General features: G+C 48.6%; 25 protein-coding genes. 8 read left to right on the top strand and 17 right to left on the bottom strand.

Going from position 1 to position 24,887, the window contains the following annotated elements; translation table 11 throughout:
* Positions 1–7: 7 nt before the first annotated feature.
* Genes purF through purC form a run of 5 tightly spaced genes read right to left on the bottom strand, consistent with a single transcriptional unit; the run spans position 8 to position 5,291 of the window.
* Positions 8–1,426 (bottom strand): amidophosphoribosyltransferase, encoded by a 1,419-nt coding sequence (gene purF / locus ADS79_RS00815; RefSeq protein ID WP_049736526.1) that lies wholly within the window; start codon positions 1,424–1,426, stop codon positions 8–10.
* Complete coding sequence (gene purL / locus ADS79_RS00810; protein WP_049736525.1) at positions 1,411–3,654, bottom strand: phosphoribosylformylglycinamidine synthase subunit PurL; 2,244 nt, start codon at positions 3,652–3,654, stop codon at positions 1,411–1,413. The genes purF and purL overlap by 16 nt, the downstream gene beginning before the upstream one ends.
* Entirely contained in the window at positions 3,635–4,327 is a 693-nt protein-coding gene (purQ, locus tag ADS79_RS00805) for a phosphoribosylformylglycinamidine synthase subunit PurQ (protein ID WP_049736524.1), read from the bottom strand. The genes purL and purQ overlap by 20 nt, the downstream gene beginning before the upstream one ends.
* Before the next feature lie 3 nt (positions 4,328–4,330).
* Positions 4,331–4,579 carry a phosphoribosylformylglycinamidine synthase subunit PurS gene (gene purS, locus ADS79_RS00800; protein WP_049736523.1) on the bottom strand — a complete coding sequence of 83 codons (249 nt, stop codon included), beginning with the start codon at positions 4,577–4,579 and terminating at the stop codon, positions 4,331–4,333.
* Positions 4,572–5,291, bottom strand: a complete 720-nt coding sequence (purC, locus tag ADS79_RS00795) for a phosphoribosylaminoimidazolesuccinocarboxamide synthase (RefSeq protein ID WP_049736522.1) — start codon at positions 5,289–5,291, stop codon at positions 4,572–4,574. The genes purS and purC overlap by 8 nt, the downstream gene beginning before the upstream one ends.
* Before the next feature lie 255 nt (positions 5,292–5,546).
* Between purC and ADS79_RS00790 the strand changes: the two genes are divergently transcribed.
* The 3 genes from ADS79_RS00790 to ADS79_RS00780 all read left to right on the top strand — a co-directional run bounded on the left by ADS79_RS00790 (position 5,547) and on the right by ADS79_RS00780 (position 9,936).
* A complete protein-coding gene (locus tag ADS79_RS00790) occupies positions 5,547–7,259 on the top strand; it encodes a methyl-accepting chemotaxis protein (RefSeq protein WP_049736521.1) in 1,713 nt (570 codons plus the stop codon).
* An 86-nt stretch (positions 7,260–7,345) separates the two neighbouring features.
* Positions 7,346–8,545 carry an iron-containing alcohol dehydrogenase gene (locus ADS79_RS00785; RefSeq protein ID WP_049736520.1) on the top strand — a complete coding sequence of 400 codons (1,200 nt, stop codon included), beginning with the start codon at positions 7,346–7,348 and terminating at the stop codon, positions 8,543–8,545.
* 275 nt (positions 8,546–8,820) lie between these two features.
* Complete coding sequence (locus tag ADS79_RS00780) at positions 8,821–9,936, top strand: aminopeptidase (RefSeq protein WP_049736519.1); 1,116 nt, start codon at positions 8,821–8,823, stop codon at positions 9,934–9,936.
* 69 nt (positions 9,937–10,005) lie between these two features.
* Here ADS79_RS00780 and ADS79_RS00775 read toward each other — a convergent pair whose 3' ends face one another.
* Positions 10,006–10,530, bottom strand: a complete 525-nt coding sequence (locus ADS79_RS00775) for a DinB family protein (RefSeq protein ID WP_049736518.1) — start codon at positions 10,528–10,530, stop codon at positions 10,006–10,008.
* A gap of 175 nt (positions 10,531–10,705) precedes the next feature.
* Here ADS79_RS00775 and ADS79_RS00770 point away from each other — a divergent pair, with 175 nt between their 5' ends.
* The gene (locus tag ADS79_RS00770) at positions 10,706–11,683 is read left to right on the top strand and encodes a helix-turn-helix transcriptional regulator (RefSeq protein WP_049736517.1); all 978 of its coding nucleotides are present in this window, start codon (positions 10,706–10,708) and stop codon (positions 11,681–11,683) included.
* Here ADS79_RS00770 and ADS79_RS00765 read toward each other — a convergent pair.
* A complete protein-coding gene (locus ADS79_RS00765; RefSeq protein ID WP_049736516.1) occupies positions 11,647–12,423 on the bottom strand; it encodes a DUF169 domain-containing protein in 777 nt (258 codons plus the stop codon). The two genes, ADS79_RS00770 and ADS79_RS00765, sit on opposite strands and share 37 nt — an antisense overlap.
* A 188-nt stretch (positions 12,424–12,611) precedes the next feature.
* On the opposite strand from ADS79_RS00765, the gene ADS79_RS00760 reads away from it, so the two are divergent.
* From ADS79_RS00760 to ADS79_RS00750, 3 genes are all read left to right on the top strand, one after another.
* Entirely contained in the window at positions 12,612–13,199 is a 588-nt protein-coding gene (locus tag ADS79_RS00760; RefSeq protein WP_049736515.1) for a hypothetical protein, read from the top strand.
* 67 nt (positions 13,200–13,266) lie between these two features.
* The gene (locus ADS79_RS00755) at positions 13,267–13,455 is read left to right on the top strand and encodes a CDGSH iron-sulfur domain-containing protein (RefSeq protein WP_049736514.1); all 189 of its coding nucleotides are present in this window, start codon (positions 13,267–13,269) and stop codon (positions 13,453–13,455) included.
* A 229-nt stretch (positions 13,456–13,684) separates the two neighbouring features.
* Positions 13,685–14,821, top strand: coding sequence for a response regulator (locus tag ADS79_RS00750; protein WP_049736513.1), 1,137 nt, complete (start codon positions 13,685–13,687; stop codon positions 14,819–14,821).
* A gap of 193 nt (positions 14,822–15,014) precedes the next feature.
* On the opposite strand, the gene ADS79_RS00745 is transcribed toward ADS79_RS00750, so the two are convergent.
* Positions 15,015–15,392, bottom strand: coding sequence for a response regulator (locus tag ADS79_RS00745; protein ID WP_049736512.1), 378 nt, complete (start codon positions 15,390–15,392; stop codon positions 15,015–15,017).
* 159 nt (positions 15,393–15,551) lie between these two features.
* On the opposite strand from ADS79_RS00745, the gene ADS79_RS00740 reads away from it, so the two are divergent.
* On the top strand, positions 15,552–15,893 hold the full coding sequence (locus tag ADS79_RS00740; protein WP_049736511.1) for a thioredoxin family protein: 342 nt from the start codon (positions 15,552–15,554) through the stop codon (positions 15,891–15,893).
* Positions 15,894–15,970: 77 nt separating this feature from the next.
* Here the strand turns inward: ADS79_RS00740 and ggt are convergent, their stop codons facing one another.
* The 9 genes from ggt to ADS79_RS00695 form a co-directional block, all read right to left on the bottom strand.
* Positions 15,971–17,581 carry a gamma-glutamyltransferase gene (gene ggt / locus ADS79_RS00735; RefSeq protein WP_049736510.1) on the bottom strand — a complete coding sequence of 537 codons (1,611 nt, stop codon included), beginning with the start codon at positions 17,579–17,581 and terminating at the stop codon, positions 15,971–15,973.
* Positions 17,582–17,664: 83 nt separating this feature from the next.
* Positions 17,665–18,195 (bottom strand): chromate transporter, encoded by a 531-nt coding sequence (locus tag ADS79_RS00730; RefSeq protein WP_049736509.1) that lies wholly within the window; start codon positions 18,193–18,195, stop codon positions 17,665–17,667.
* Positions 18,192–18,773: a chromate transporter gene (locus tag ADS79_RS00725; RefSeq protein WP_049736508.1), complete on the bottom strand. Its 582-nt coding sequence runs from the start codon at positions 18,771–18,773 to the stop codon at positions 18,192–18,194. The genes ADS79_RS00730 and ADS79_RS00725 overlap by 4 nt, the downstream gene beginning before the upstream one ends.
* Before the next feature lie 20 nt (positions 18,774–18,793).
* A complete protein-coding gene (locus ADS79_RS00720; protein WP_049736507.1) occupies positions 18,794–19,780 on the bottom strand; it encodes an ABC transporter ATP-binding protein in 987 nt (328 codons plus the stop codon).
* On the bottom strand, positions 19,777–20,751 hold the full coding sequence (locus ADS79_RS00715; RefSeq protein WP_049736506.1) for an ABC transporter ATP-binding protein: 975 nt from the start codon (positions 20,749–20,751) through the stop codon (positions 19,777–19,779). Before ADS79_RS00715 ends, ADS79_RS00720 begins: the two co-directional genes overlap by 4 nt.
* A gap of 36 nt (positions 20,752–20,787) precedes the next feature.
* Positions 20,788–21,618, bottom strand: coding sequence for an ABC transporter permease (locus ADS79_RS00710; RefSeq protein ID WP_049736505.1), 831 nt, complete (start codon positions 21,616–21,618; stop codon positions 20,788–20,790).
* On the bottom strand, positions 21,618–22,574 hold the full coding sequence (locus tag ADS79_RS00705; protein WP_049736504.1) for an ABC transporter permease: 957 nt from the start codon (positions 22,572–22,574) through the stop codon (positions 21,618–21,620). The genes ADS79_RS00710 and ADS79_RS00705 overlap by 1 nt, the downstream gene beginning before the upstream one ends.
* 40 nt (positions 22,575–22,614) lie before the next feature.
* A complete protein-coding gene (locus tag ADS79_RS00700) occupies positions 22,615–24,186 on the bottom strand; it encodes an ABC transporter substrate-binding protein (RefSeq protein ID WP_049736959.1) in 1,572 nt (523 codons plus the stop codon).
* Between the two features lie 119 nt (positions 24,187–24,305).
* The gene (locus tag ADS79_RS00695) at positions 24,306–24,782 is read right to left on the bottom strand and encodes an Lrp/AsnC family transcriptional regulator (RefSeq protein ID WP_049736503.1); all 477 of its coding nucleotides are present in this window, start codon (positions 24,780–24,782) and stop codon (positions 24,306–24,308) included.
* Positions 24,783–24,887: the final 105 nt, after the last annotated feature.

The raw sequence follows: 24,887 nt of genomic DNA, 5'->3' as shown, positions 1-24,887 counted from the left end.
CCTTGTATTAGCATTTGAGCGCAGGTAGCGCCTCTTCAAATTCAATTTCAGTCGGATATTCCCCGGTAAAGCATGCGAGGCAGTGTCCTTTATTCGGAGCCGAATCCTGACGCCCGATTGCTTCGATCATGCCTTCCACAGACAAGAAGGTCAAAGAATCTGCTTCAATGATTTGGCGGATTTCCTCAATGGATTTGGTTGCCGCGATCAGTTCATCACGGGTCGAGGTGTCAATGCCATAGAAGCAGGAGTTCATGACTGGTGGAGAGCTGATGCGTACGTGAACTTCCTTGGCTCCCGCCTCTCGCAGCATGCGCACAATCCGATTGCTGGTCGTGCCGCGAACGATCGAGTCGTCAATCATGACCACGCGTTTGCCTTCTACGACCTTGCGTACAGCCGAGAGCTTGAGGTAAACAGCACGCTCACGCAGCTCCTGGCTCGGTTGGATAAACGTGCGACCGACATAGCGATTCTTGATCAAGCCGATCTCATACGGAATCCCTGTCGCTTCCGCAAAGCCAATCGCCGCGGAAATACTGGAGTCAGGTACACCCGTCACAACATCTGCCTCAATCGCCGATTCCAAAGCCAGCTGTTTGCCGAGACGCTTGCGTGCCATGTGTACGTTGATTCCATCAATATCGCTGTCAGGACGTGCAAAGTAAATGTATTCAAAGGTACAGATCGAGCGTTGTGTAGTCTCGGTGAACTTTGATTCGCTCACGCCGTTTTTATCAATGACAATCAACTCGCCTGGCTGAACATCACGCCAGTACTGCGCTCCGATAATGTCAAAAGCACAGGTCTCGGAAGCAACGGTAATTGCGTCTCCCAATCGTCCCAAAGACAGCGGACGCAATCCATTCGGATCAAGGGCGATAACGAGTTGATTTTCGTTCATAACGAGAAGCGCATACGCACCTTTAATGTGCTGCAGGGCATCTTTTACAGCCCCAGGCAAGTCACGGCTTTCGGAGCGCGCGATCAGGTGGGCAATTACTTCGGTGTCGCTGGTCGTTTGGAAAATGGAGCCTTTTGCTTCCAGCTCTTTTCTGAGAACAGCAGCGTTCACCAGGTTACCGTTGTGAGCGACAGCCATGCTGCCTTGCGCATAACGGAAAAATAAAGGTTGTGCATTTTCGATCTTGCTGGACCCGGCCGTTGTGTACCGAGTATGACCAATGGCGATATGACCACGAAATTTCTCCAGATCACCCTTACCAAAAGCTTCAGATACGAGTCCCATTCCGCGATGCTTATACCACTTCTCGCCGTCGGAGGCGCAGATACCTGCGCTCTCCTGACCGCGATGCTGAAGGGCATGAAGCCCCAGATATGTTAATTGGGAAGCTTCCTGATGGTTGTAAATGCCAAAGACGCCACATTCTTCGTTCAGTTTATCCCAGATTAACCGATCAAACATGGAATCGCATCCTTCCAGGCTGCTTTCACCTCTTGAATAGAAGCATTGATCGCTTCACTTCCGTTCACATTCACTACCAGACGCTCGCCACCGATTGTTCCGATCTCTTTTGCCGGTACGCCATGCTCACCTGCCAATGCGAGAATCGCTGCTACCTGCTCTTTGGATGCACTGAGCAAAATGCGAGACTGTGATTCACTGAACAAGAGAACATCATGACGCAGCTCGGAGTCCAGCGATACTTGCGCACCTACGTTTTTGCCAAAGCAAGACTCTGCCAAAGCAACACCCAAACCGCCCTCGGACAGATCGTGAGCCGAGCTGACCAGACCTTTGCGGATAGCAGCCAAAACGAGCTTTTGAACAGCCGCTTCCTTGTTCAGATCAATTTGTGGCGGACGACCGGAGATCGAGCCTGTAGCCAGCTTTTGATACTCAGAGCCACCCAGCTCTGCGAATGTTTCGCCGAGCAAGATGATGACATCGCCTTCGTTTTTGAAATCTTGCGTTGTAATATGGTCAACATCTGTGATCAAACCAACCATGCCGACAGTTGGAGTCGGATAGATGGCGTCACCGCTGCGTTCATTATAGAAAGAAACGTTTCCGCCAATAACTGGTGCGTCCAGTGCTACGCACGCTTCGCTCATGCCCTCGCACGATTTCTCGAACTGCCAGAATACCTCCGGCTTTTCCGGGCTTCCGAAGTTGAGGCAGTCTGTAATCGCAAGCGGTTCTGCACCTGAGCAAACAACGTTGCGCGCAGATTCTGCTACAGCGATAGCTCCGCCTACTTTTGGATCCAGGTATACGTAGCGTCCGTTGCAATCGGTGGACATCGCGAGTGCTTTGCGTGTACCACGCACCATCACGACAGCAGCATCAGAGCCTGGTTTTACGGCTGTATTGGCACGAACGATATGGTCATACTGCTCATAGACCCATGCTTTGTTTGCTACAGTCGGTTGAGCGAGCAAGCTTTTCAAGGCTCCGTTCAAGTCTGCTGGCTCAGTGATTCCTGCAATAACATCTACGTTTGCGTTTGCTTCATAGTAAGCAGGTACCGCAGATGGACGATGGTATACAGGAGCATCATCAGCCAAGCTGTCTACGGGTACTTCCGCTACGACCTCGCCTTTATGCAGCAGACGCAGCTTGCTGTCTTCTGTTACTTTACCCACGACAGCAGACGCCAAGCCCCATTTGTCAAAAATCGCAATGGCTTCTGCTTCCTTGCCTTTTTCCACGACCACGAGCATACGCTCTTGGGATTCGGAGAGCATCATTTCGTAGGCAGACATACCAGCTTCACGCTGTGGCACCAAATCCAGATTCATTTCGATACCGTTGCCTGCTTTGGAAGCCATTTCGGAGCTGGAGCTAGTCAAGCCGGCAGCTCCCATGTCCTGAATTCCTACGACAATACCGGTGTCGATCAGCTCCAGGCATGCTTCAAGAAGCAGCTTTTCCATAAATGGATCGCCTACTTGTACAGCAGGACGTTTTTTCTCGGATTCTTCAGTCAGCTCTTCAGAAGCAAAGGTCGCTCCGTGAATACCATCGCGTCCAGTGCTGGAACCAACGTAAATCACTGGGTTGCCAATACCGGAGGCTACGCCTTTTTGAATCTTTTCGTGGTCAATCAGACCCACACACATCGCGTTGACGAGAGGATTTCCTTCATAAGTAGGGTCAAAGTTGACTTCGCCGCCTACGGTAGGAATCCCGATGCAGTTTCCATAGCCAGCGATACCGGCAACTACATGCTCAAACAAATATTTTACGCGAGGAGTAGTCAGCTCCCCGAAGCGAAGCGAGTTCAGTACAGCAATCGGACGAGCACCCATGGAGAAAACGTCACGGATGATTCCGCCTACACCTGTAGCAGCACCTTGGTACGGCTCAATTGCAGATGGGTGGTTATGGCTTTCGATTTTGAAAACAACGGCTTGGTTATCGCCGATGTCTACAATACCAGCACCTTCGCCCGGTCCTTGCAAAACGCGAGGTCCCTTAGTCGGGAAGCGGCGCAGAACAGGCTTGGAGTTTTTATAGGAGCAGTGCTCAGACCACATGACGCTGTAAAGACCTGTCTCCGTCCAGTTCGGTTTGCGGCCGAGGATATCGACTACACGCTTATATTCTTCCTCTGTCAGACCAATTTCACGGTAGATCTTTTGCTGCTCAATTTGTTCGGCTGTCGGTTCTTTATGCGTGAGTTGTGACACTGCTTTTTTCCCTCCACGTCTTCAGGATCGAGGTGAACATGCGGCGGCCGTCATCAGAAGTCATCCATGTATGCACAGCGCGCTCTGGGTGAGGCATCATGCCCAGCACATTGCCCTCTTCGTTGCAAATTCCTGCAATATCTTCAAGAGAGCCATTCGGATTTTCGCCATGGTAGCGGAATACAATCTGATTGCCCGCTTTGAGCTTTTCCAGTGTCTCTTCGTCACAGTAGTAGTTTCCTTCGCCATGCGCGATCGGAATATGAATTTCTTCCCCTGCCGCGTAATCACGAGTAAACGCGGTTTGGTTATTTTCTACACGCAGTCCCGACAGCTTGCAACGGAACTTGAGTGAAGTGTTGCGCAAGAGAACGCCTGGCAATAGGCCTACTTCGGTCAGGATTTGGAATCCGTTACAGATTCCCATAACCAGTTTGCCTTCTTCTGCAGCCTTCACCACTTGCTCCATCACTGGAGAAAAGCGAGCGACTGCACCACAGCGCAGGTAGTCGCCATACGAGAAGCCACCTGGCAACAGAATCGCATCATACTGGGAAAGATCGGTATCAGAGTGCCACACATAATCAACCGGCACACCCATTACATCTTCAACTGCGTTGTACAAGTCGATGTCAGCATTGGAACCTGGAAAAACGATAACCGCTACTCGCATCTATTAGCCCTCCACGATCTCAAAGCGATAGTCTTCAACCACCGTGTTGGCCAGCAGCTTTTCGCACATTTCACGTACACGTTCTTCTGCCTGAGCACGGTCAGCTGTATCCAGCGTGAGCTCCATATATTTACCGATGCGAGCATTGTTTACTTCATCAAATCCGAGTGTGTGCAAAGCACCTTTTACCGCATGGCCTTGTGGATCAAGCACGCTCTCGCGCAAAGTTACATAAACAACAGCTTTAAACATGTACGTCTCCTCCCAGTCTCTTAAGCATTTCTTGATACGCATCTTCTACGTTGCCCAAATCCCGACGGAAGCGGTCTTTATCCAGCTTCTCGTTCGTTTCTGAATCCCAGAACCGGCATGTGTCCGGCGATATTTCATCGGCGAGGAGAATTTCCCCATCCGCAGTTTTGCCAAATTCAAGCTTAAAGTCGACCAGTGTAATGCCTCGCTCACGTAAATAAGGACGAAGGACTTCATTGACTTCAAGTCCCATGCGCTCAAGAGTCGCTTGGTCGCTTTCGCTAGCGATGCCGAGCACCTTGATGTGAGAAGCATTCACCAGCGGATCACCTAGTGCGTCATCCTTGTAGTAAAACTCAACAACCGGCTGTGGAAGAGCAGTCCCTTCTTCCATTCCCAGGCGTTTGGCGAGTGAGCCAGCCGCGATATTGCGCACGACTACCTCCAAAGGAATAATCTCCACTTTTCGTACGACCTGCTCGTTTGCAGACAACAGGCGAACAAAATGGTTGTCGATGCCACTCTCTTTCAGCATCGTGAAGAAAATAGCGGTGATGCGATTGTTCAGCTCACCTTTTCCGGTGATTTGCGCCCGTTTCTCTCCATTGAATGCCGTTGCGTCGTCTTTATACTCCACCCAGTATTGATCAGGCACTGATGTCCGATAAATACGTTTCGCCTTGCCTTCGTAGAGTTGTTCTTGTTTTTCCACTGTAGGAGTCACCTTCCTAGGTAAAAAGGTTAAGTTACGGTAAATACACGAACGTTTCAAATACATTAAAACACAATCATACGCATTTATCAACGAAAAAAGAGGAAACACACTTCGACAAACGTTCGGTTTTTGACGTAAATTATATTGTGTTTTATTTGTAAACATTCGTTTACATACCCTCCACACTAGCTCTACACTTTCTCCTTACAATAGTCCCTAGTAGCATTGTTATTTTGATTAGGGGGATTTTTCTTGAAGACTCAGACATTATTTTCTACTCTTCTTTCACCTTTTTTCCAGCTCAATAGACGTACCAGGCTCCGCACGAAAATGATTCTCCCACTCCTTGCCATTCTCCTTACTGCTTCCGGTATTATCGGAGGAACCTTTTACTTTCAAGTGAAGCAGATGATCATCACCCAAATGGAAGGAAGGCTCGATTCAGAAACCGATAAAATCATCGAAAAGATTTCCCTCATGAAATTCATGTTTTCTGCAGATGAAGAAACCTATCAAAAGCGTCTGGAATTCGAGCTAGGGCAGCAGCGGCAAAGTCTCGCTCAAGAAGGTCTTTCCGTTCAGCAGTTTATGGTACATGGTGGCGCGTTTCACCCCATTGATAACGTAACGATCGGACCGATCACAATACCCAAGGAAGTAGCCCCTCAACTGGAAGCTGAGCGCTTTGGTGTCCTTCACTTGCCTGTTGACGGCGTCATACATACATTGGCTTTTACCCATTCGCCTGAAGAAAATATGGTTTATGTACTGGATGTCTTGCAGGATCAATACTTGGGACCACTGCATCAAACAACCCGACTCATCCTGCTGACGGTAGCTGGCAGTCTCCTCGTCTCTGCCGTCATTTGCTGGTTTATCACCAAAGGAATCACCGCTCCCTTTTCCGTCATGATCAAAAGCATGCAGCAGGTAAGCTTTGGAGATTTGTCGCAGCGATTGGACATGCAGCATGAGGGACCAGAAATCCGCGCTATCTCAGACAGCTTCAATCATATGATCACGCAGATGGCTCAGATGATTCGGGAAATGCAGAAGATGATGGTTGAGCTAGGGCAAGGCGGGGTACAAATCCAGCAAAATGCCGACGATACGAGCCAGCTGTCCTCTCTTCTGGCAGTTCGACTTGAATCCGTAAATAAGGGTGTCGAGCAAACGGCTGTCTCCACAGAAATAGCTAACAACACCTTTCATGAAATGAAAAAGGGCTTGGATGAGCTTTTCTTTCGAATTAACTCCATTTTGCAAGCAGGTGTACAGATGGAGCAGGCAACGAAAACCGGGCATGAGCGAATTTCCAACCTAACCTCAACGATCGCAGTCTTTGCCGAGACCTATGCCCAGTTGGATAATCGGATGACACATCTTCGCCTGCAATCAGAATCAATCGGTCAGATCATTTTATTAATACAAGCGATTGCCAAACAGACCAAGCTGCTTGCGATGAACGCAGCGATCGAAGCGGCACGTGCAGGAGAGTATGGAAGAGGCTTTGCTGTGGTGGCTGATGAAGTAGCCAAGCTGGCTAACGAATCGGAAAAGGCGACCATTCGGATTACTAGTATCATGACGCAGGTGCAAACCGAGACCGATACAATCTCTAGTGAAAGTATTCTGGCTAGTACCCAGCTTCAGAAAAGTAAAAGGAAGCTTTCCGAAGCAGAGCAGTCTTTCCGGCAAATGAGAGAAGCTGTAGATCAGACAACTGGCGAGCTTCACGCTGCCCATGCAGAACTTGAATTGATCTCGATTGGCCTGAAAGAAGTGGATCAATCGCTGGAAACCTTCGTCGCCATCTCCCAGGAGACAAAAAGCAGCACAGAGGAGATGTGGCAGGCATCGTGCGAGCAGCTTTCTTCTATAGAAAGATCGCGTCAGCTAGCTGATGATTTGCAGGTATTATCAAAGCGTCTTCATGAGATTAGCGAAAAGTTTCGGGTAGCATGACTGACGTAAGCTCGTGAGCTCGTACCCTTTTATTTGTGATACACTAAGGTTCGGTGTAAACCTTTACGCGAAAGAAGGAATAAAAGATGTTTCCGTTTGAGGTATCTTTTCCTACCCTTATCTACTTTGGCATGGGCGAAATTCAACGTTTGGGGCAGGAAGCCAAAACGCTGGGTCAAAAAGCCCTGCTTGTCACGGGCGGAAGTGCTGCTAAGCGTACCGGTCTTCTGGACCGCGTGCAGATTCTACTAGAAGAAGCACAAGTAGAATTTGTCTTGTTTGACAAAATCGAGCCTAATCCGCGGACTGCTACCGTAGATGCTGGTGCAGCACTGGCACGTGAGCACAGATGTGACTTCGTGCTGGCAGTTGGAGGCGGATCTGTATTGGATGCGTCCAAAGCGATTGCAGCTGCTGCCAAGTCCGGTCGCCCAATCTATGACTACATGCGCGGAAACCCTACTGGATCAAACCAAATGCTCGTACCTGTACAGGATGCACTGCCACTACTGACAGTACCTACCGTCGCTGCTACAGGCTCTGAAGCAAACAACATCAGTGTTCTGACTCACTGGGATACGCATGAAAAATCTTCGATCAACGGACCAGCTCTTTATCCGAAAATCGCAATTCTCGATCCTTCTATCACTTTCACGGTTCCGGCTCGTGTCACCGCTGAATCATGTGCAGATATTTTTTCCCATCTATTTGAAAGCTATTTGATCAGCGCTGACAAAACGAATGTGCAGGATGGCATTTCCGAAACATTGATTCGCCTCGTAGTGGAGCATTCGCTTACTGCTATCGAGCAGCCGAACCATGAAGAAGCGAGATCGACCCTTTTATGGGCAAGCACGCTTGGGATCAGTCCGTTCGCAGCAGGAGGTCGCGGTGCTGGCATGCCTCTGCACGGGATTGAGCACCCGCTGAGCGGAATTTTTGACATGGCGCATGGTCGTGGACTAGCCATCCTGTCCCTCCCGTATTTCGAGCAGGTCATTTTGCCTGATCGCCCGGAACGACTGGCACGCATGGGACGAAGCTGCTTTGGTGTCATGGAAGAAGACACGCGAGCTGCTGCTCGTGCTACTATCGATGCTGTTCGTCACTGGTATGAGAATATGGGCATTACCGAGAAGCTCTCAGACTTTGGGGTGACACGTGAGGTCATGCCGCATATGGCTGCCGAAGCAGTCCACATCGGTGGAAGAGGCGTCGGCCACTTGCCAAGCTCACGAAAGCTGAATGCAGAAGACATCATCGCGATCTACGAAGCTTGCTTGTAAGCCCTTGCATTATTCACTGGCGAGCCTGTAGGCAGATATGCCATAATAGCAGTAAAAAAACTTCTATCGATGTATACTCTAGGTGGAGCGACCGCGTTTAGTGGAAAGTTTGTATGCGTTCCAGAAAGTTTAAACATGATTGCTTTCATACGGTGAAGAACTTAAACTTTCTTGCACGTGAAAAAAACTTCTATCGACGACACTGCTTCACACGATGGAGTTATAGAACTATCTTACTCGCTACATATTTTCTAATTATGGAGGTTGCGTAAAAAATGGCAGATCCACGCATTAATGAATTAGCCAGTCGTCTTGTCCGTTATTCACTCCATTTGCAAAAAGGAGAAAAAGTGCTGATTGAAAATACAGGTCTGCAGCCTGAATTAGTACGCGCACTCGTCCGCGAGTCGTTTGCGGTTGGCGCTCTCCCGTTGGTCACTCTGAAAGATCAGGAAATTCTTCGCGCGCTCTACCAAGGAACAAGCGAAGAGCATATGACTCTCATGGCTAAATACGAGTATGACCGGATGAAGGACATGGACGCATACATTGCAATTCGCGCCTACGACAACATCAATGAGCTTGCAGATGTTCCAGAAGACAAAATGGGCATTTACTCGCGCATCCTCTACCAGCCAGTACATACGAATGAGCGCGTGCCGAACAAACGCTGGGTAGTGCTTCGCTATCCGAACAAATCCATGGCTCAGCTGTCTGGCATGAGTCTGGAGAACTTCGAAGACTTCTACTTCTCTGTCTGCAATCTGGACTATGAAAAAATGTCCAAGGCGATGACACCATTAAAAGAATTGATGGATCGCACCGACCGTGTGCGTATCGTCGGTCCAAACACAGACCTGCGCTTCTCCATTAAAGGCATCAACGCTGTAAAATGTGATGGGAAACGCAACATTCCAGACGGTGAGGTATACACCGCTCCTGTGCGTGACTCTGTAGAAGGAACGATCTTTTACAACGCAGCAACGAACTATCACGGCATCTCCTTCACGGATGTTCAGTTCACATTCAAAGAAGGAAAAATCGTGGAGGCAACAAGCTCGAATACAAAAGCACTGAACGAGATTCTCGATACAGATGACGGAGCGCGCTACATCGGTGAATTTGCGATTGGCTTTAATCCGCACATCCTGCACCCAATGCTGGATATCCTGTTCGATGAAAAAATCGCAGGCAGCTTCCACTTCACGCCTGGTAATGCGTATACAGTAGCCGATAACGGTAACCGTTCCTCTGTTCACTGGGATCTGGTGCAAATCCAACGCCCTGAATACGGCGGCGGCGAAATCTGGTTTGACGATGTACTGATCCGCAAAGACGGACGCTTTGTACTGCCAGAGCTAGAAGGCTTGAACCCAGAAAATCTCGTGTAAATTATCCTTAACTACAAGCAAAAGCTACCCACTTGATTGATGTGGGTAGCTTTTTGCATATAGTAGCATTTAGGCTTGAATAAATGCATCCAGCTTTTCCTTTTGACGCAAATGATGGACAAAATGCATAAAAATCAGCTGGTACCATTCGGCAGCATTCAAATACCCCAATGCGGGATGTGGCATTCTTTGATCAGGCGAAATCGTTGCCAGAGTCGGTTCAAGCTCACGCACCTGATTGATCAGTTGAAGCAAATTATGTTTTACTTCTTCTGTTGATTCAGCGTTAGCTGGCGTGTACTCCGGTGAATCAGGAACCTTAATCGCGATTGGCGGAAATTTCCCAGCCTCGATAATCTTTTCACCATTCTCTGTTTTGCCTTCTCCCACTACACCATTCCCGGATGCACATTGCTCAATTGCTCGGATTTGCATATGAACAGCCGATTGTATCAGGTGATTGTACAGCTGCCCGAGCGACCATTCATCTGCTGCAGGCTTTTTCGTGAACTGCTCAGCAGAATATCCTTCCAAAGCTTTTACATATTGCTCGGCAACCTCTTCAAACTGGCTCAACATTTCCACTGTATTCATCTAGGAACACCCTTTCTCATTTCAGCTCATCCGTCTATAGGGCTATCATATCGCAGCGCTACTGACAGCATCATGTCAGTAGCATTTGCAGACATGTAAACAATTTGATCTGGTCATGTGTTCAGAATCGGATAAACTTGGATTATATCACCCCGGCAAAAGGAGGTATCCTCTCGTGAATAAAACGGACCGGCTGCTGGCCATCGTACTCGAGCTCCAATGCAAGCAATTGCTTCGGGCAGAAGATCTGGCCGAAACCTTTGAGACCAGTGTCCGAACCATTTATCGTGATATGCAGGCGCTGAGCGAGGCTGGCGTCCCCATCGTCGGCTCCCCTGGCCTCGGCTATTCCCTGATGGAGGGCTACTTTTTGCCTCCTGTGAGTTTTTCGATTGAAGAAGCCGTCACCCTCTTGATCGGCACAGGACTTGTGGAGCAAGCATTTGATCCTTCATACGGGGAGCATGCCAAATCCTCTCAACGCAAGCTGGAGTCGCTCCTGTCAGATCCGGTACGTCAAGAGACCGCTCGTGTCCGCTCCACCTTTCGCCTGCTGGGCAACTGCGGATACATGGCAAAAGGGCAAACGCATGATTATATGGAAACGCTCAGGCAAGCGATCTTAAACCGCCAAAAGGTACGCTTCCGCTACAAAAAAAACATCCCGGAGGCAGATGGCAACCGGGATAGCGTACGGGACGTTGCTCCTTATGGACTCGTCCTCATGCGTGGCTCATGGATACTCCTCGCTCAATGTGATTTGCGTCAGGACATCCGTAACTTTCGGCTGTCACGAATGAGCGGGCTTATCGTTTTGAACGAACATTTTACGTGCCCCGCGGATTTTGATTTGGAGTCGTATAGGCCAAAGGATGATCGGAAACTGCTCGTACGAATACAAATAAGCAGCGCAATCGTCGACAAGGTAAAAGAATCCAATCAATTTTTTATCGAAGAAATCGCGGAGCATCAGGAAGCAGTAATCGTCACACTGCGTGTGCGGCAAATCGAGGAAATCATTCCCTGGGTACTCGGCTGGGGAGCACAAGTCGCCGTTCTGGAACCAGATTCACTACGTACACGCATTCGTGAGGAAGCAGAAAAAATGCTGAACCACTACTTCCCTTCCCCAAACAATCCCGCGAGCTTTTGATACGTCGGAGGAAATTCTGCCTGATAGCGCAAAAAGGACGGGATCGGGTAGCGCACTCCCCCTTTTTGTGTCCCAGCCAGGCCTTCTACCAACTCAGTCGCATCGCGGAAATGAAAACTGAATGCCATCTCATGGTCTTGCGTCTGGGCAAACAATCGATCTCCATAACACGGAACAATGACCTGCGGCTCGCCTGTTTGCAACGGCTTGATAGCGATATCGGCACAATCAGCCCGGGCAGAAAACGTCGATGGAATGGAGCCGCCCCGCTTGTAGAGCATCCCTGCTACCAGACGCATAACCTGCGCTGCATTCCCGTAAATCACAACCACGTCTGGATCGACCTCTGCTCGCTCCAGCGGATACGATACATAGAAGCCGCTTTCCTCTGCGGAGAATTTCGGTACGTCCAGTTCACTTTTCGCACCTGCCTCAAGCGTATCCGTATACATTCCACAGGCGAGATTGCCTTCTGCATAAAATGCCGGCTGCTCTTCATACCCAAAGGCAACCTGCGCGATCGGACAGGACAAATCAGCCCCATTCATCGCAATACTCCAGCCATAGCGGCGCGAAAAACTGACGGACTGGCAAATCGTAATCTGATAGCCCAGGTCTCGCTGCGGCCGTTTTGCTCTGGCTGGCAGCGCTGCTTCTTCTTTTATAATTTTAACCCCAACTGGAAAAGTCTCTGTTCGCACATACGATTGAATCGCCTGATTCAGCTCTTTTGCATTCATGTTCTTACCTCCCCCAAATGGCTGTACTCCGAATTTTTCGTCTTCTCCAGAGTGAATCCCTGCTCACTCAACTTTTTTTGTTAGCCCAGCTTACAAAAACGTAAGGTTCGGGAAAGGTAAATCCATTTCGACTTGATCCATTCCTTGCTAGGATATATATAACTACAGGAACGGCTTGGAGGATCGAAATGAAAAAGCTCGTGTATGTCAGCTTGTTCGTATTCTGCTGTCTACTGGTGGGATGCACCACACAAAAACCATTGGAACAAGTCCAAGGTCTTGGCAGAGAAGAAGCTGCACAAATTGCCGCTGCCGCTGTCAGAAAGTACTATCATCTGCAGGTAGATACTCAGGACCGTGAAATCACGCTCGAGGACCCATCCAAATTAGTAGATTCCGCTACAGGGAAGCCCATTTACAAAGGCATTCCCGTACATGCCATATTGAAGAACAAGCCAGTCGAAGGAGATATTTACGGCTTCCACGCGATCATCGAGCCACAGACAAAACAGGTTTTATCACTTTCTGTTGATGTCATCGGATCAAATGGTGAAAAAGCGACACAAGCGATCGCAGAAGCAGATTTGGAGAAAGCTGCTGCCGATTTTATCCGAACGCAAAAGCTCCTCGCCCCTACTTCTTTTGAACTCGTCAAAACATCTGATACGAGTACACACAATTCCAAGCGCTACTTCTACTATTCTGATGGCCAAAATGCTGTAGCCATCGGTGTCGATACAGACCTCCAGCAGGTCGTTACTTTCAGCTACGATTAAATCAAGCTTCCTCCTGAGTAATCATTTTCCTGCAAGGGAAAAGTAATGATGAAATGGAGGTGAGAAAATGGCAGATATTAAAGTGCTGGATAACGGCCCTCTGCTTGTCACTGGCGAAGTTACACTGCTGGATGGTGAAGGGAATCCGATGGAGTCAAAAAACCAGATGTATCTCTGTAGATGCGGTCTATCCACCAATAAGCCTTTCTGTAACGGCGCCCACAAAGGCAAGTTTGAAAGTACGGTACGCGCGTAGTGAAAATGACTTACTCGGGATAGACCTGTTTGTGACAACTGTTAGGAGTAAGAAAAAGTGGTTGAGCAGAAATGTTGACTCTGTTCAGCCACTTTTTTATGGTTGAAACCTATGGAATCTCAAGTGTCATCATCATATAACGAGTACCCGATTCACAATTCTTCCAATAATCAACGTTTGGACAACTGGAAAAATAATGATAGAGTAGATAGGAGGGAGGGATCACTCGATGAAAGCAATATTGGTTGATGATGAACAGCTACCTTTACTGCATCTGCAAAAAGTGCTGGAACGCGACATAGCTGGCATTGAGGTGATCGGAACGTATTCAGATCCTCTTATGGCTCTCGAAATGGTGAAAAACCTCAAACCAAACGTCGTGTTCCTCGATATTAACATGCCTGGCATCAGCGGCCTTGAAATCGGAGAGCAGCTTCAGGCTTATGATTCTCCCCCTGAGATTGTCTTCGTGACGGGCTATGATAAATATGCAGTTGAAGCATTTGAGCTTTGCGCACTGGACTACATCATGAAGCCTGTGCAGCTCAATCGCCTGCAAAAAACGATAGAGCGCCTGAGAAAGCGTCTGAAAAGTGATCACGAGGTAAATGTCGAACCGAAGCCTTTGATTACGATAAAATGCTTTAATCATCTTCAGTTTCAATACCAGGATCAAGAACCGCGCGTCATAAAATGGCGTACGGCTAAAGCACGAGAACTATTTATTTACCTCTTGCATCACCGCAATCGGATGATAGACAAAGACACACTGATTGAGCTGTTGTGGCCGGAATGCGATCTGTCCAAAGGCGTAACACAGCTTTATACAACGATCTATCTCATCCGTCAAACGCTGAAGCAGCACGGACTCGAAGGTATTACGATCACCAAAGGAAACTTGGAGAACGGGTACAAGCTCAGTGTAGACTCCGTTCAAATCGATGTAGAGGAATGGGAAAATCACGCTTCCCAGTTAAGTCCCCCCTCGCTACATAATGCCCAAGTGTATGAGCGCATTTTGGAGATGTATCATGGTGACTACTTGGGAGAGCATGAGTACTTATGGGCTGAGTACGAGCGTGAGCGGCTGCGTAGATTATGGCTGCAGCTGGCGAAAAATTTAAGTAATTTTTACTTTGAGCAAGAGATGATACATGCGGCTGTAAAAGTAAATCTGCTCATGCAATCTCTCCATCCGCTCATGGATGACAGCTACTTCCAGCTAATGCGGCTGTATGCAATGACAGGTAATCATGCTGCTGTAGAGGAACAATACGATCTGCTCGCCTCCAGATGGGAACAGGAGCTGGACTCTCCTGTTCACCCCGATATCACTGCCTGGTACGTCGCTTGGAAGCGATCTTGATGCAAAGTAATATCGCAGCCGACCAACCCAAAAACCCTTCTCTCGACATCACGTCAAAGAAGGGTTTTTTCTACTTTCTCAAAGCACAAAATCTTCCAACTACAAATAAGCCTATGAAATCATAGCCTCTAGCGACAATATCTTCATTTGTTACTGTGCTATTTGACCTTTATTGTCGTTTTTCTGTCCTGGCCTATTGCAGGTACATATCCGTCCCGAAGACATTTTGGATCGCCCATTCAATCCGCTCCGTCTGAAGTGGCTTTGCGATAAAATCTCTTGCGCCAGCCTGAATGGCCTTAATGACCGTTTCGCGGTGCACGAGTGCAGAACAGATAATAATCTTCGCTTCACTGTCTATCTCCATAATTTTGCGCGAGGCATTCAAGCCGTTCATTCCTGGCATGGAGATATCCATAAATACGAGCTCGGGCTTAAACAAGCAATAGTTTTTGACCGCATCCTCGCCTGTATCGGCTTCGGCAATCACAACAAACCCCAAAGACTCAAATATGTTTCGCAGCACAAGACGTGTAAACGCTGTATCATCTACAATCATAATACTCCTCATGGAATAGCTTCTCCTCTGGCATTTAGGTTATCGTAATACTTGTCGGTAATCATCCTTAAAGGAAAATAAGCTCCTTTCTTTATTCTACTCCCCCCATCTCAACCATTTCTGAACAAGTAAGACTTGGCTCTGAAAACCATCCAGGAAAGAGGTGTCACCATGAGAGAATACACGAGGCTAGCTGAGCTAAAAGAAGAAATCGAGCGTCACGCGATCTGTCTGCTGTTTATTAAAATGGCAAACTGCGGTGTATGTGATGCGACCTATGAAAAAACAACGAAGCTGTTGGAAAGCTATCCGCAAGTAGTCGGGGCTGCTGCATCTATCGAGAAGATTCCGAGTATATCTGGCGAGTTCCTCGTATTTACAGCGCCAACCGTTCTCCTATTTATAGAAGGAAAGGAAGTGTTCCGCCAATCCCGGATTGTCGCATTCCAGCCATTTGAGAAAGTAGTGAAGCAGGCTGTTGAAGCATCTACGAGACCGTCTAGCTGGCTATGATCCAGCCGCACAAAAAAAGATCGTACACCCCCAATTGGTGTACGATCTTTCTCTTGCAAATAAAGCTTTGTTCTACCCTACCACGCCGCAATAGCGCTGTCAGTCCGCATATCGGTTCCGCCGCTCAGCACGCCATTTTCATCGCGCCAAATAATCTGTCCACGGCCAAAGTAGTTTCCAAGCTGTGCCCACTTGATAGTGTGACCCTTGCGCTCCAATGCCAACGCCAGATGCTCTGGGAAATGACGCTCCAGCTCCACTGTCTTTCCTTCTGTCCATTGCCAGCGCGGTGCATCCAGCGAGGCTTGTGGATTGAGGTGGAAATCGATTGTATTCATTACTACCTGCACATGTCCTTGTGGCTGCATAAAGCCGCCCATTACCCCGAATGGTCCTACTGCTTTTCCATCCTTGGTCAAGAAGCCTGGAATAATAGTGTGGAATGTTTTTTTGCCAGGCTCCAGGCAGTTGTCGTGCTCAGGATCCAGCGAGAAATTGTGACCGCGGTTTTGCATAGCAATACCTGTCCCTGGAATCACAACTCCAGAACCAAAGCCCATGTAGTTGCTCTGGATAAAGGAGACCATGTTACCCTCGCCATCAGCAGTCGCCAAGTAGATGGTACCGCTTGATTTCGGCTGTCCTGGCTCTGGTGTCAGTGCTTCGTCGCCAATCAGGGCACGGCGAGTATTCGCGTATTCTTCGGAGAGCAAATCCGCTACCGATACTTTCATCTTACTTTCTTCTGTGATGTATTTCAGTCCATCTGCAAATGCCAGCTTCATCGCTTCGATCTGTTTATGGTACGTATCTACTGTTTCTTTTGCGGCAAAATCATAGCCCTTCAGAATGTTCAGTGCCATCAAACCGATCATGCCTTGACCATTCGGTGGGATCTCCCATACATCGTAGCCACGGTAATGAACACCTACTGGCTTCACCCATTCAGGCTGGTACGCTGCCAGGTCTTCCTTGCGCAAATAGCCACCGCACTCACGAGAGAAGGCATCAATCTTATCCGCCAGCTCTCCACGATAAAAGCTTTCTGCGTTAGTCTGTGCGATTTGGCGCAGCGTCTGGGCATGACCTGGTGATTTCCAGATGTCCCCTGCCTTCGGTACTTTGCCGTCAGGCGTGAATGTTTTGAACCAGTGAGCGTACTCCTCGCCTGTGCACAGCTGCGAGAACTTTTTATGCGCTACCTTCCAGTAGTGAGCCAAGGTCGGGGATAGCGGGTATCCATTTTCCGCATAGTCGATCGCTGGTTGCAATACTTCTGTCAGAGGCAGACGGCCAAAACGTTTGGACAGCTCAGCCCACGCTGCCGGTGCACCCGGTACAGTTACAGGAGTCCAGCCGTATGTTGGCATTTCCTCGAGACCTTTTGCTTTGAGCGCTTCAATCGAGATGCCCTGTGGAGCCGGACCGCTCGCGTTCAGCCCGTGTAATTCATCCTTGATCCATACAAGAGCGAATGCGTCTCCGCCAATGCCATTCGAGGTCGGCTCAACTACAGTCAAGCACGCAGCCGTAGCAATTGCTGCGTCAACCGCATTTCCGCCTTTTTTCAAAATATCGAGGCCAGCCTGTGCTGCCAATGGCTGCGAAGTAGCTACCATGCCATTTTTTGCATAGGTGGTCACACGCTTAGATGCGTAGGGATAATCCATTGCGTCGTAGTTAACCATCGTTCATTGCTCCCTTTTCCAAAGAGGAAATTCAAAAAGTCCGGGAAACCTGCTTCTTTTTGAACATTCTCAGTTAGTAGATTCTATCCGATGAAAATGAACCCGTATACCATCGCTGCTACCATCACAATAGCAGGATGCACCTTCCATGTTTCGAGCAGAAGATAGGAAGCAACAGTCAAAATACCTGTTTGCATCCAGCCAATTCCTTCGACTGCGCCCATGAGAAATTGATAGGTCATCGTTCCCAGCAATACGGTCACGATCGGCCGAACTGATTGGGTCATCGCTTTTACCTGTGGTGCATTGCGGAACAGATTAATAAATTGAAGCAGCAGAATCATCGCAATCGCCGTTGGCGCTACCGTAGCAAACAGGGCCACAGTTGCACCCGGAACTCCCGCTACTTGATAACCAATGTAGCCCGCTAATTTCGTTGCGATCGGACTTGGTAGTGCATTTCCTACTGCGAGTACTTCACCGAATTCCTTGATCGTCATCCATCCATAATGATCGACCACTTCGTTCTGAATCAACGGAATGCTTGGAGGGCCGCCTCCGTACCCCAAGATGTTAGAGATAAAAAAGGCCCAAAACAGTTGCAAGTAAATCATGCTGCTCCCTCCTTGCCGTCCTTCTTCTTACGCTTGCGGACAGACCAGGTAGAGTAGCCAAACGAAAGAATGAGGGCTATCCCTACCACGATGCCAGGATGCCAATCGAGGAAGAGCAGCGCGATCAAAGACAAGCCGAGTGAAATACCCACGCCTGTTTTGCTGGATGCACCCTTCCACCCTTTGGAAAGAAACTCCCACGTCAGAACACCCGTCATGACAGCAATAACTGGCCCGATCGCCTGTATCATGCCATATACACCCGGAGCGTCCTTCCATTGATAGATCACCTGCAACAAACCAATCATCACGAGAACGACAGGCATCACTACGGCGATATTCGCCACGAGTGCACCTGTCCAGCCTTTCACCCGATAGCCGATAAATGCTGCCAGCTTGGTCGCAATCGGCCCAGGAAGCGCATTTCCAAGCGCCAGGTTATCCGAAAAATCCTCGTCGGTAACCCATTTATACTTTTTCACGCACTCGGTGTAAAACAGGGGGACCATAGTTGGCCCTCCCCCGAAACCAAAGATGCCGATACGGAAAAAAGCGATAAACAAATGCCAGTAAACCATATTTGTACCTCCGTCCTTGCCTAGCGGAAGATCTCACCTGATTGCACAAGATGGCAGGAGACCAGTTGTCCGTCACCGATGTCTGACAGGCTCGGCACCTGAGACTTGCACATATCCGTCGCATAAGGACAGCGAGGGTGGAATGTACAGCCACTTGGTGGATTCGCCGGACTTGGCAAATCTCCTGTCAACAGAATTCGTTCCCGCTTTTGGCGTGGCTTGGCGAGGGGTACCGCCGAAAGCAAAGCGCGTGTATACGGGTGACTCGGATTTTCAAATAACGTCCGCTTATCAGCAATTTCTACTACACGGCCCAAGTACATGACCGCAATTCGGTCGCACAAATGTTTGACTACCGACAAATCATGCGAGATGAACATCAGGGTAAGATTGAACTCTTTTTTCAAATCCTTCAGGAGATTGAGCACCTGCGACTGAATCGATACGTCCAGTGCTGATACCGGTTCGTCGGCAATAATCAGCTTTGGCTTCACAACCAGTGCGCGTGCGATTCCAATCCGCTGACGTTGTCCACCAGAGAAGTCATGTGGATGGCGGTTCAAATGCTCTTTACGCAAGCCCACTACCTGAATGATTTCTTCAATCGTGCGCTCCCGCTCCTCCTTGGTGCCGATATTGTGCACCATCAGAGACTCCATCAAAATTTGTTTAATCGTCATGCGTGGATTCAAGGAAGCGTACGGATCCTGGAAAATCATTTGCAGGTCTTTGCGCATCTGTCGCATTTCTTCTTTTGGCAGCTTGGCCAGATCCTTGCCATCAAACCATACTTCACCTGCAGTCGGCTCCAATAGCCTTAGAATCGTCCGACCTGTCGTCGACTTTCCGCAGCCTGATTCTCCTACGATGCCGAGCGTCTCACCAGGGTAAACGGTCAGATCAATGCCATCGACTGCCTTCACATGTCCTGTCGTCCGCTTTAAAAATCCGGCTTTGATCGGAAAATGCTGTTGCAATCCTTTTACTTCTAGCAGAGGTGTTGTCATGCCTCTTCCCCCTTATCCGCGTACAACCAGCAGCGGCATTTTTGCCCGTCCAGTTGCAAGAGTTCAGGCGGCTGTTCGTGACAGATAGGCAGCACCTTCGTGCAGCGCGGGGCAAAACGGCAGCCGACCGGCATTTGATGCGGCAATGGAACCGCTCCTGGAATGGTTTCCAGATACTCTCGTTCCTCATCCAGCTCAGGGATCGAGTTTATGAGCCCGATTGTATATGGATGCTTTGGACTTTCAAACAATGTATCGACATCTGTTTCTTCCACCACCTGCCCCGCGTACATGACGATGACACGGTCGCACATTTCGGCAACAACGCCCAAGTCGTGCGTAATCAGCATGATCGAAGTTCCAGTCTTTTCTTTCAAATCACGCATGAGATCAAGAATCTGCGCCTGGATCGTCACGTCCAGCGCTGTTGTCGGTTCATCGGCGATAATCAGCTTTGGATCACAAGACATAGCCATAGCAATCATGACACGCTGGCGCATCCCGCCGGATAGTTGATGAGGAAACTCTCCGTAAATATCTTCCGCTCGCGGCATTCCAACCGCTTTGAGCATGGCAATTGCCCGCTCTTTTGCCTGTGCTTTGCTTACCTTCATATGCAGCATGACTGCTTCTTCAATCTGCTTGCCTACCGTATGCAGTGGATTGAGGGAAGTCATTGGCTCCTGAAAAATCATGGCGATTTCGTTGCCCCGAACGCCCTGCATTTCCTTTTCCGACAGCTCCAATACGTTTTTTCCGTTGAAACGAATGGTTCCGCCTGTGCTTCCGTTCGGCGGCAAAAGGCGCATGATCGACAGGCTGGTTACGCTTTTGCCACAGCCTGATTCACCCACGACGCCAAGCGTTTCGCCGGCACGGATGGAGAAGTCGACACCGTCAACAACACTGACGACACCGCTGTCCGTACGAAACCGGGTTCTCAGTTGTTCTACTTCCAAGATGGTCGTCATCTGCTCCACTCCTTTTATCCCGTGTTAGGACATTTATTATTTGCGTGCGCGTGGATCTAGAACCTGCTGCAGGCCATCCCCTAACAAGTTAAAGCCGAGCACGACTAAAAAGATTGCAATACCTGGATAAAACGTTGCATACGGTGCGACAGACATGAGTGTTTGCGCTTGGTTCAACATGCTTCCCCACGATGGAGTCGGCGGTTGAACACCTAATCCAAGATAAGACAGTGACGCTTCGGCAATAATACCGGACGCCATTGCCAGCGTAGCTTGAATTACGATCGGATTCAGCGCATTCGGCAGGATATGGCGGAAAATAATTCGCGCATCCTTCACCCCAACAGAACGTGCCGCATGAATGTACTCCATATTTCGCAAAGAGAGCACCTGACCACGTGTGATACGGACAAAAGCTGGTGCAAACCCGATTCCGATCGCCAGCATGGCATTGCCGAATCCGGAGCCAAGCACCGCCGAGATTGCGAGTGCCAGAATCAAAAACGGAAAGGCTTGCATGGCATCCACACTGCGCATGACGACCCACTCATCCCAGAAACCGCGGTAATACCCAGACAATAGACCAATCGGTACGCCAATCAGCATGGCAATCCCGACAGAAATGAGTGCGGCTTCAATCGAGATGCGTGCGCCATAAACGACGCGGGAAAATATATCGCGCCCCAGATCATCTGTGCCAAAGTAATGCTCACCATCTGGAGCAATCAGGATTTTGTTATAGTCTTGTGCATTTGGGTCAAATGGAGCGATTTGTGGTGCAAAGATAGCCACAATAATCAATCCGAGGATAATCACCGCTCCGATGACGCCCAACCCATTTCGGAGAAACTTGCGTACGGTTTTCATCACTCACCTGCTCCTTTCCCAGCCTTGATGCGCGGATCAATTACAGCGTACAAAATGTCAACAGCCAGGTTCACGACTACTACGAGAACCGCAGATACCAGAATGGCACCTTGCACAGTTACATAGTCGCGTTTAAACACGGACTCAACGATCAAACGGCCAAAGCCAGGAATCGAAAAGATAGATTCTGTAATGACCAAACCACCAAGTAAGCCTGCAATCATCAAGCCGGAAGTCGTCACCACAGGAACCATCGCATTACGCAATGCGTGTCCCAGGATCGTTCTTGCTTCGTTCAATCCCTTCGCTTTCGCTGTCCGAATAAAGTCCATGCTCACTACATCAAGCAAAGAAGAACGCAGCATTCTCATCAATACCGCCGACTCCCTAAGGCCTGTCGCCAAACAAGGCAGTACCATCGCCAGCAGGTTTTGCGTCGGATTTTCCATGAAAGGTACATATCCCGAAGAAGGAAGCCATTGATTATTTACTGCAAAAAAGATAATCAGCATCATTGCCAGCCAAAAGCTCGGGATACTCATACCGCCCAGGGCAGTAAAGGTGCTTGTGTAGTCAATCCAGGTGCCGCGGCGAACAGCCGCCAGAATTCCCGCCGGAAAAGCGATCAGAATCGCTACGAGAAACGTTCCAATCGTAAGCTCCACCGTTGCGGGTAACCTCTGCATAATTAATTGTGAGACCGGCACACGGTCTGTAATGGAAATTCCCAAATCACCCTGTATCACTTTTCCCAGCCAGGAAAAATATTGCACTACGATCGGCTGATCTAATCCCAGCTCGCTTCGCAGTGCCTGATATGCTTCCGGTGTCGCTTCTTGTCCTAAAATGACCCGGGCAGGATCGCCCGGGATCATATGGATCAAAGAAAATGTCATGATCGACACCAGCAGGAGAATCGGGATTGTCAGCAGTAGGCGTCTGAACACGAACATCATGACAATTCCTCCTAGCTCTTGCTGTTATAGTGTAACGGCTTTATTGCTTGTCCATTGTTGCTGTACGGATGATACCATCTGGTACAAATGTAAATCCGGTTACCTTTTTGTTCATACCAAGAAGCACGTATTGATGGTACATGTATGCATATCCAGCTTCATCTTGGAGAAGCTTTGCTGCTTCATCATACAGTGCCTTACGTTTTGCCTCATCCAGCTCTCCGCGAGCTTTCAAAATAAGCTCATCCAGTTGTGGATTCGCGATACGTCCATTATTATTGGGAGCGCCAGTTACAACGAAGTCATGGATGTTCAGGTCTGGGTCCAAACGGCCGGACCAACCAAGCTGCAGAGCATCGAATTCGCCTTTGTCGCCTGTTTCAATCAATTGACCGTATTCCAATTTTTCCAGAGTTACGTTGATGTTGTATTGCTTCAGCATGTTTTGCAGTACAGCACCCAGCTGTTCGTTCTCAGGAGAAGTCGAGATGTAGAGCTTGAAGCCAAATCCATCCGGCTTGCCACCTTGTGCCAACAGATTCTTGATCTCATCCGCGTTAGGAGCAACAGGTGTGTTCAGTTGTTCATTGTATGCCAAGCTGCCTTTTGAGAATGCAGTATGTGCTGGTGCAGCGTAGCCGTTATACAGTACTTTTACGATCGCTTCGCGGTCAATCGCGTGGTCAACAGCCTGACGCAGGAATTTGTTATCAAACGGCGCACGGGAGTTGTTCAGATAGATACCTTGAAATCCGAGTCCGGATTCTGCGATAAGCTGCAGATTCGCATCGCCCTTCACTACTGGAATTTCTTTTACAGGAGTATCGTCGATGATATCGAGCATACCGGAGCGCAGGTTTTGTACCTTTGCAGTACCGTTTGTGAATACTTTGTAGTTCACTTCATCAACTTTTACGCTACCATTCCAGTAGTTTTCATTCTTCTTCAGTGTTACATGATCGCCTTTCACTTGTTCAACAAAAGTGAACGGGCCAGTACCTACTGGGTGGTTGAGATATTGGTCGCCATGCTCCTGAACCGCTTTCGGAGAAACGATGATACCCGCGCGGTCTGTCAATACAGACAGGAATGGAGCGAACGGTTCTTTCATCTGGATTTTCACTGTTTGAGCATCTACAACGGATACGGAATCTACGAATTTCAATTCGCCTTTCCGACGGGATTTTTCACTAGTCATATTGCGCTCGAAGTTGAATTTGACTGCCTCAGCGTCAAAATCAGTTCCATCGTGGAATTTTACGCCTTGCTTCAGCTTGAGTGTGTAGGTTTTACCATCTGGTGTTACTTCGTAAGACTCAGCCAGCATTGGTACTACTTTGCCATCTGCATCGATGTCAAACAGCTTGTCGTAAAGACTTGCGTATACTTGACGATCGTAGAGAGAAGTAGAGCTGTTCGGGTCCATAGATGGAGGATCTGCTTTCAACCCGATGTTGATTACTTTCTTGCCTGTAGCTGGTGCTGGAGCAGCTGCATTGCCGCCTTCTGTGCTCGTACCAGCATTAGTGCCTCCGCCTCCACATCCAGTTACCAAAAGCATAGTCCCCAGAACGGCACTGAGCATTGCTTTGCTCATCTTGTTAGAAAACATGTAAATGACCCCTTTTCTTTTTTCTGTGCTTTCTTTTGTGATAAATAGTTTTGAAAATTGCAATCCCAGCGGAATCTAACTCTCCGATGGCATTCCCCCTTCCAAGGTAGTTCCTCTCATTAGCGGACGAAGTTGTACTTCGATTTCAATATTTTGAGTTCGTTAATAACATTCATGCGAGTGATCCCAGGAATCTTGTTTAGCTTTTTCATCAAAAATTGCGACAATTCATCGTAGCTTCTGACCAGCACCTGTGTGAACAACTGATATTCGCCTGAGGTTAGTACAATCAAGCGAACTTCTATGATCGCGTTCAGTGCCGCAACGACTTCATCTAATTTATCTGCTTCGGTCGCGATATGAATAATGGCTTGTACGTGTAAACCAGCTTTGACTGGATTGACGATGCCAACAAGACTCAGAATCCCTTCGTCTTGCATTTGCTGAACACGCATGCGTATGGTCTTTTCCGTGACGCCGAGGTCTTTTGCGATCTGGGTAAATGGCAGTCTGGCATTTTCCTGCAAAGCTCGAATAATGCCGTAATCCGTATCGTCCAATTCGGGATAAAGCGAACGCCGGAACATCTCTTCCATATAATCACACCTTTATTCGTCTTGTTTTTCAAAAATAAAACCTTCAAGCAGTAAATATATATTAAATACAGTCGAATTACGTAATTATTGTTGTTACTATAATAC

Source organism: Brevibacillus reuszeri, from assembly GCF_001187725.1.
GTDB lineage: Bacteria > Bacillota > Bacilli > Brevibacillales > Brevibacillaceae > Brevibacillus > Brevibacillus reuszeri.
The sequence above is the reverse complement of the archived record's forward strand: the minus strand, read 5'-3'. Positions and strand labels throughout refer to the sequence as shown.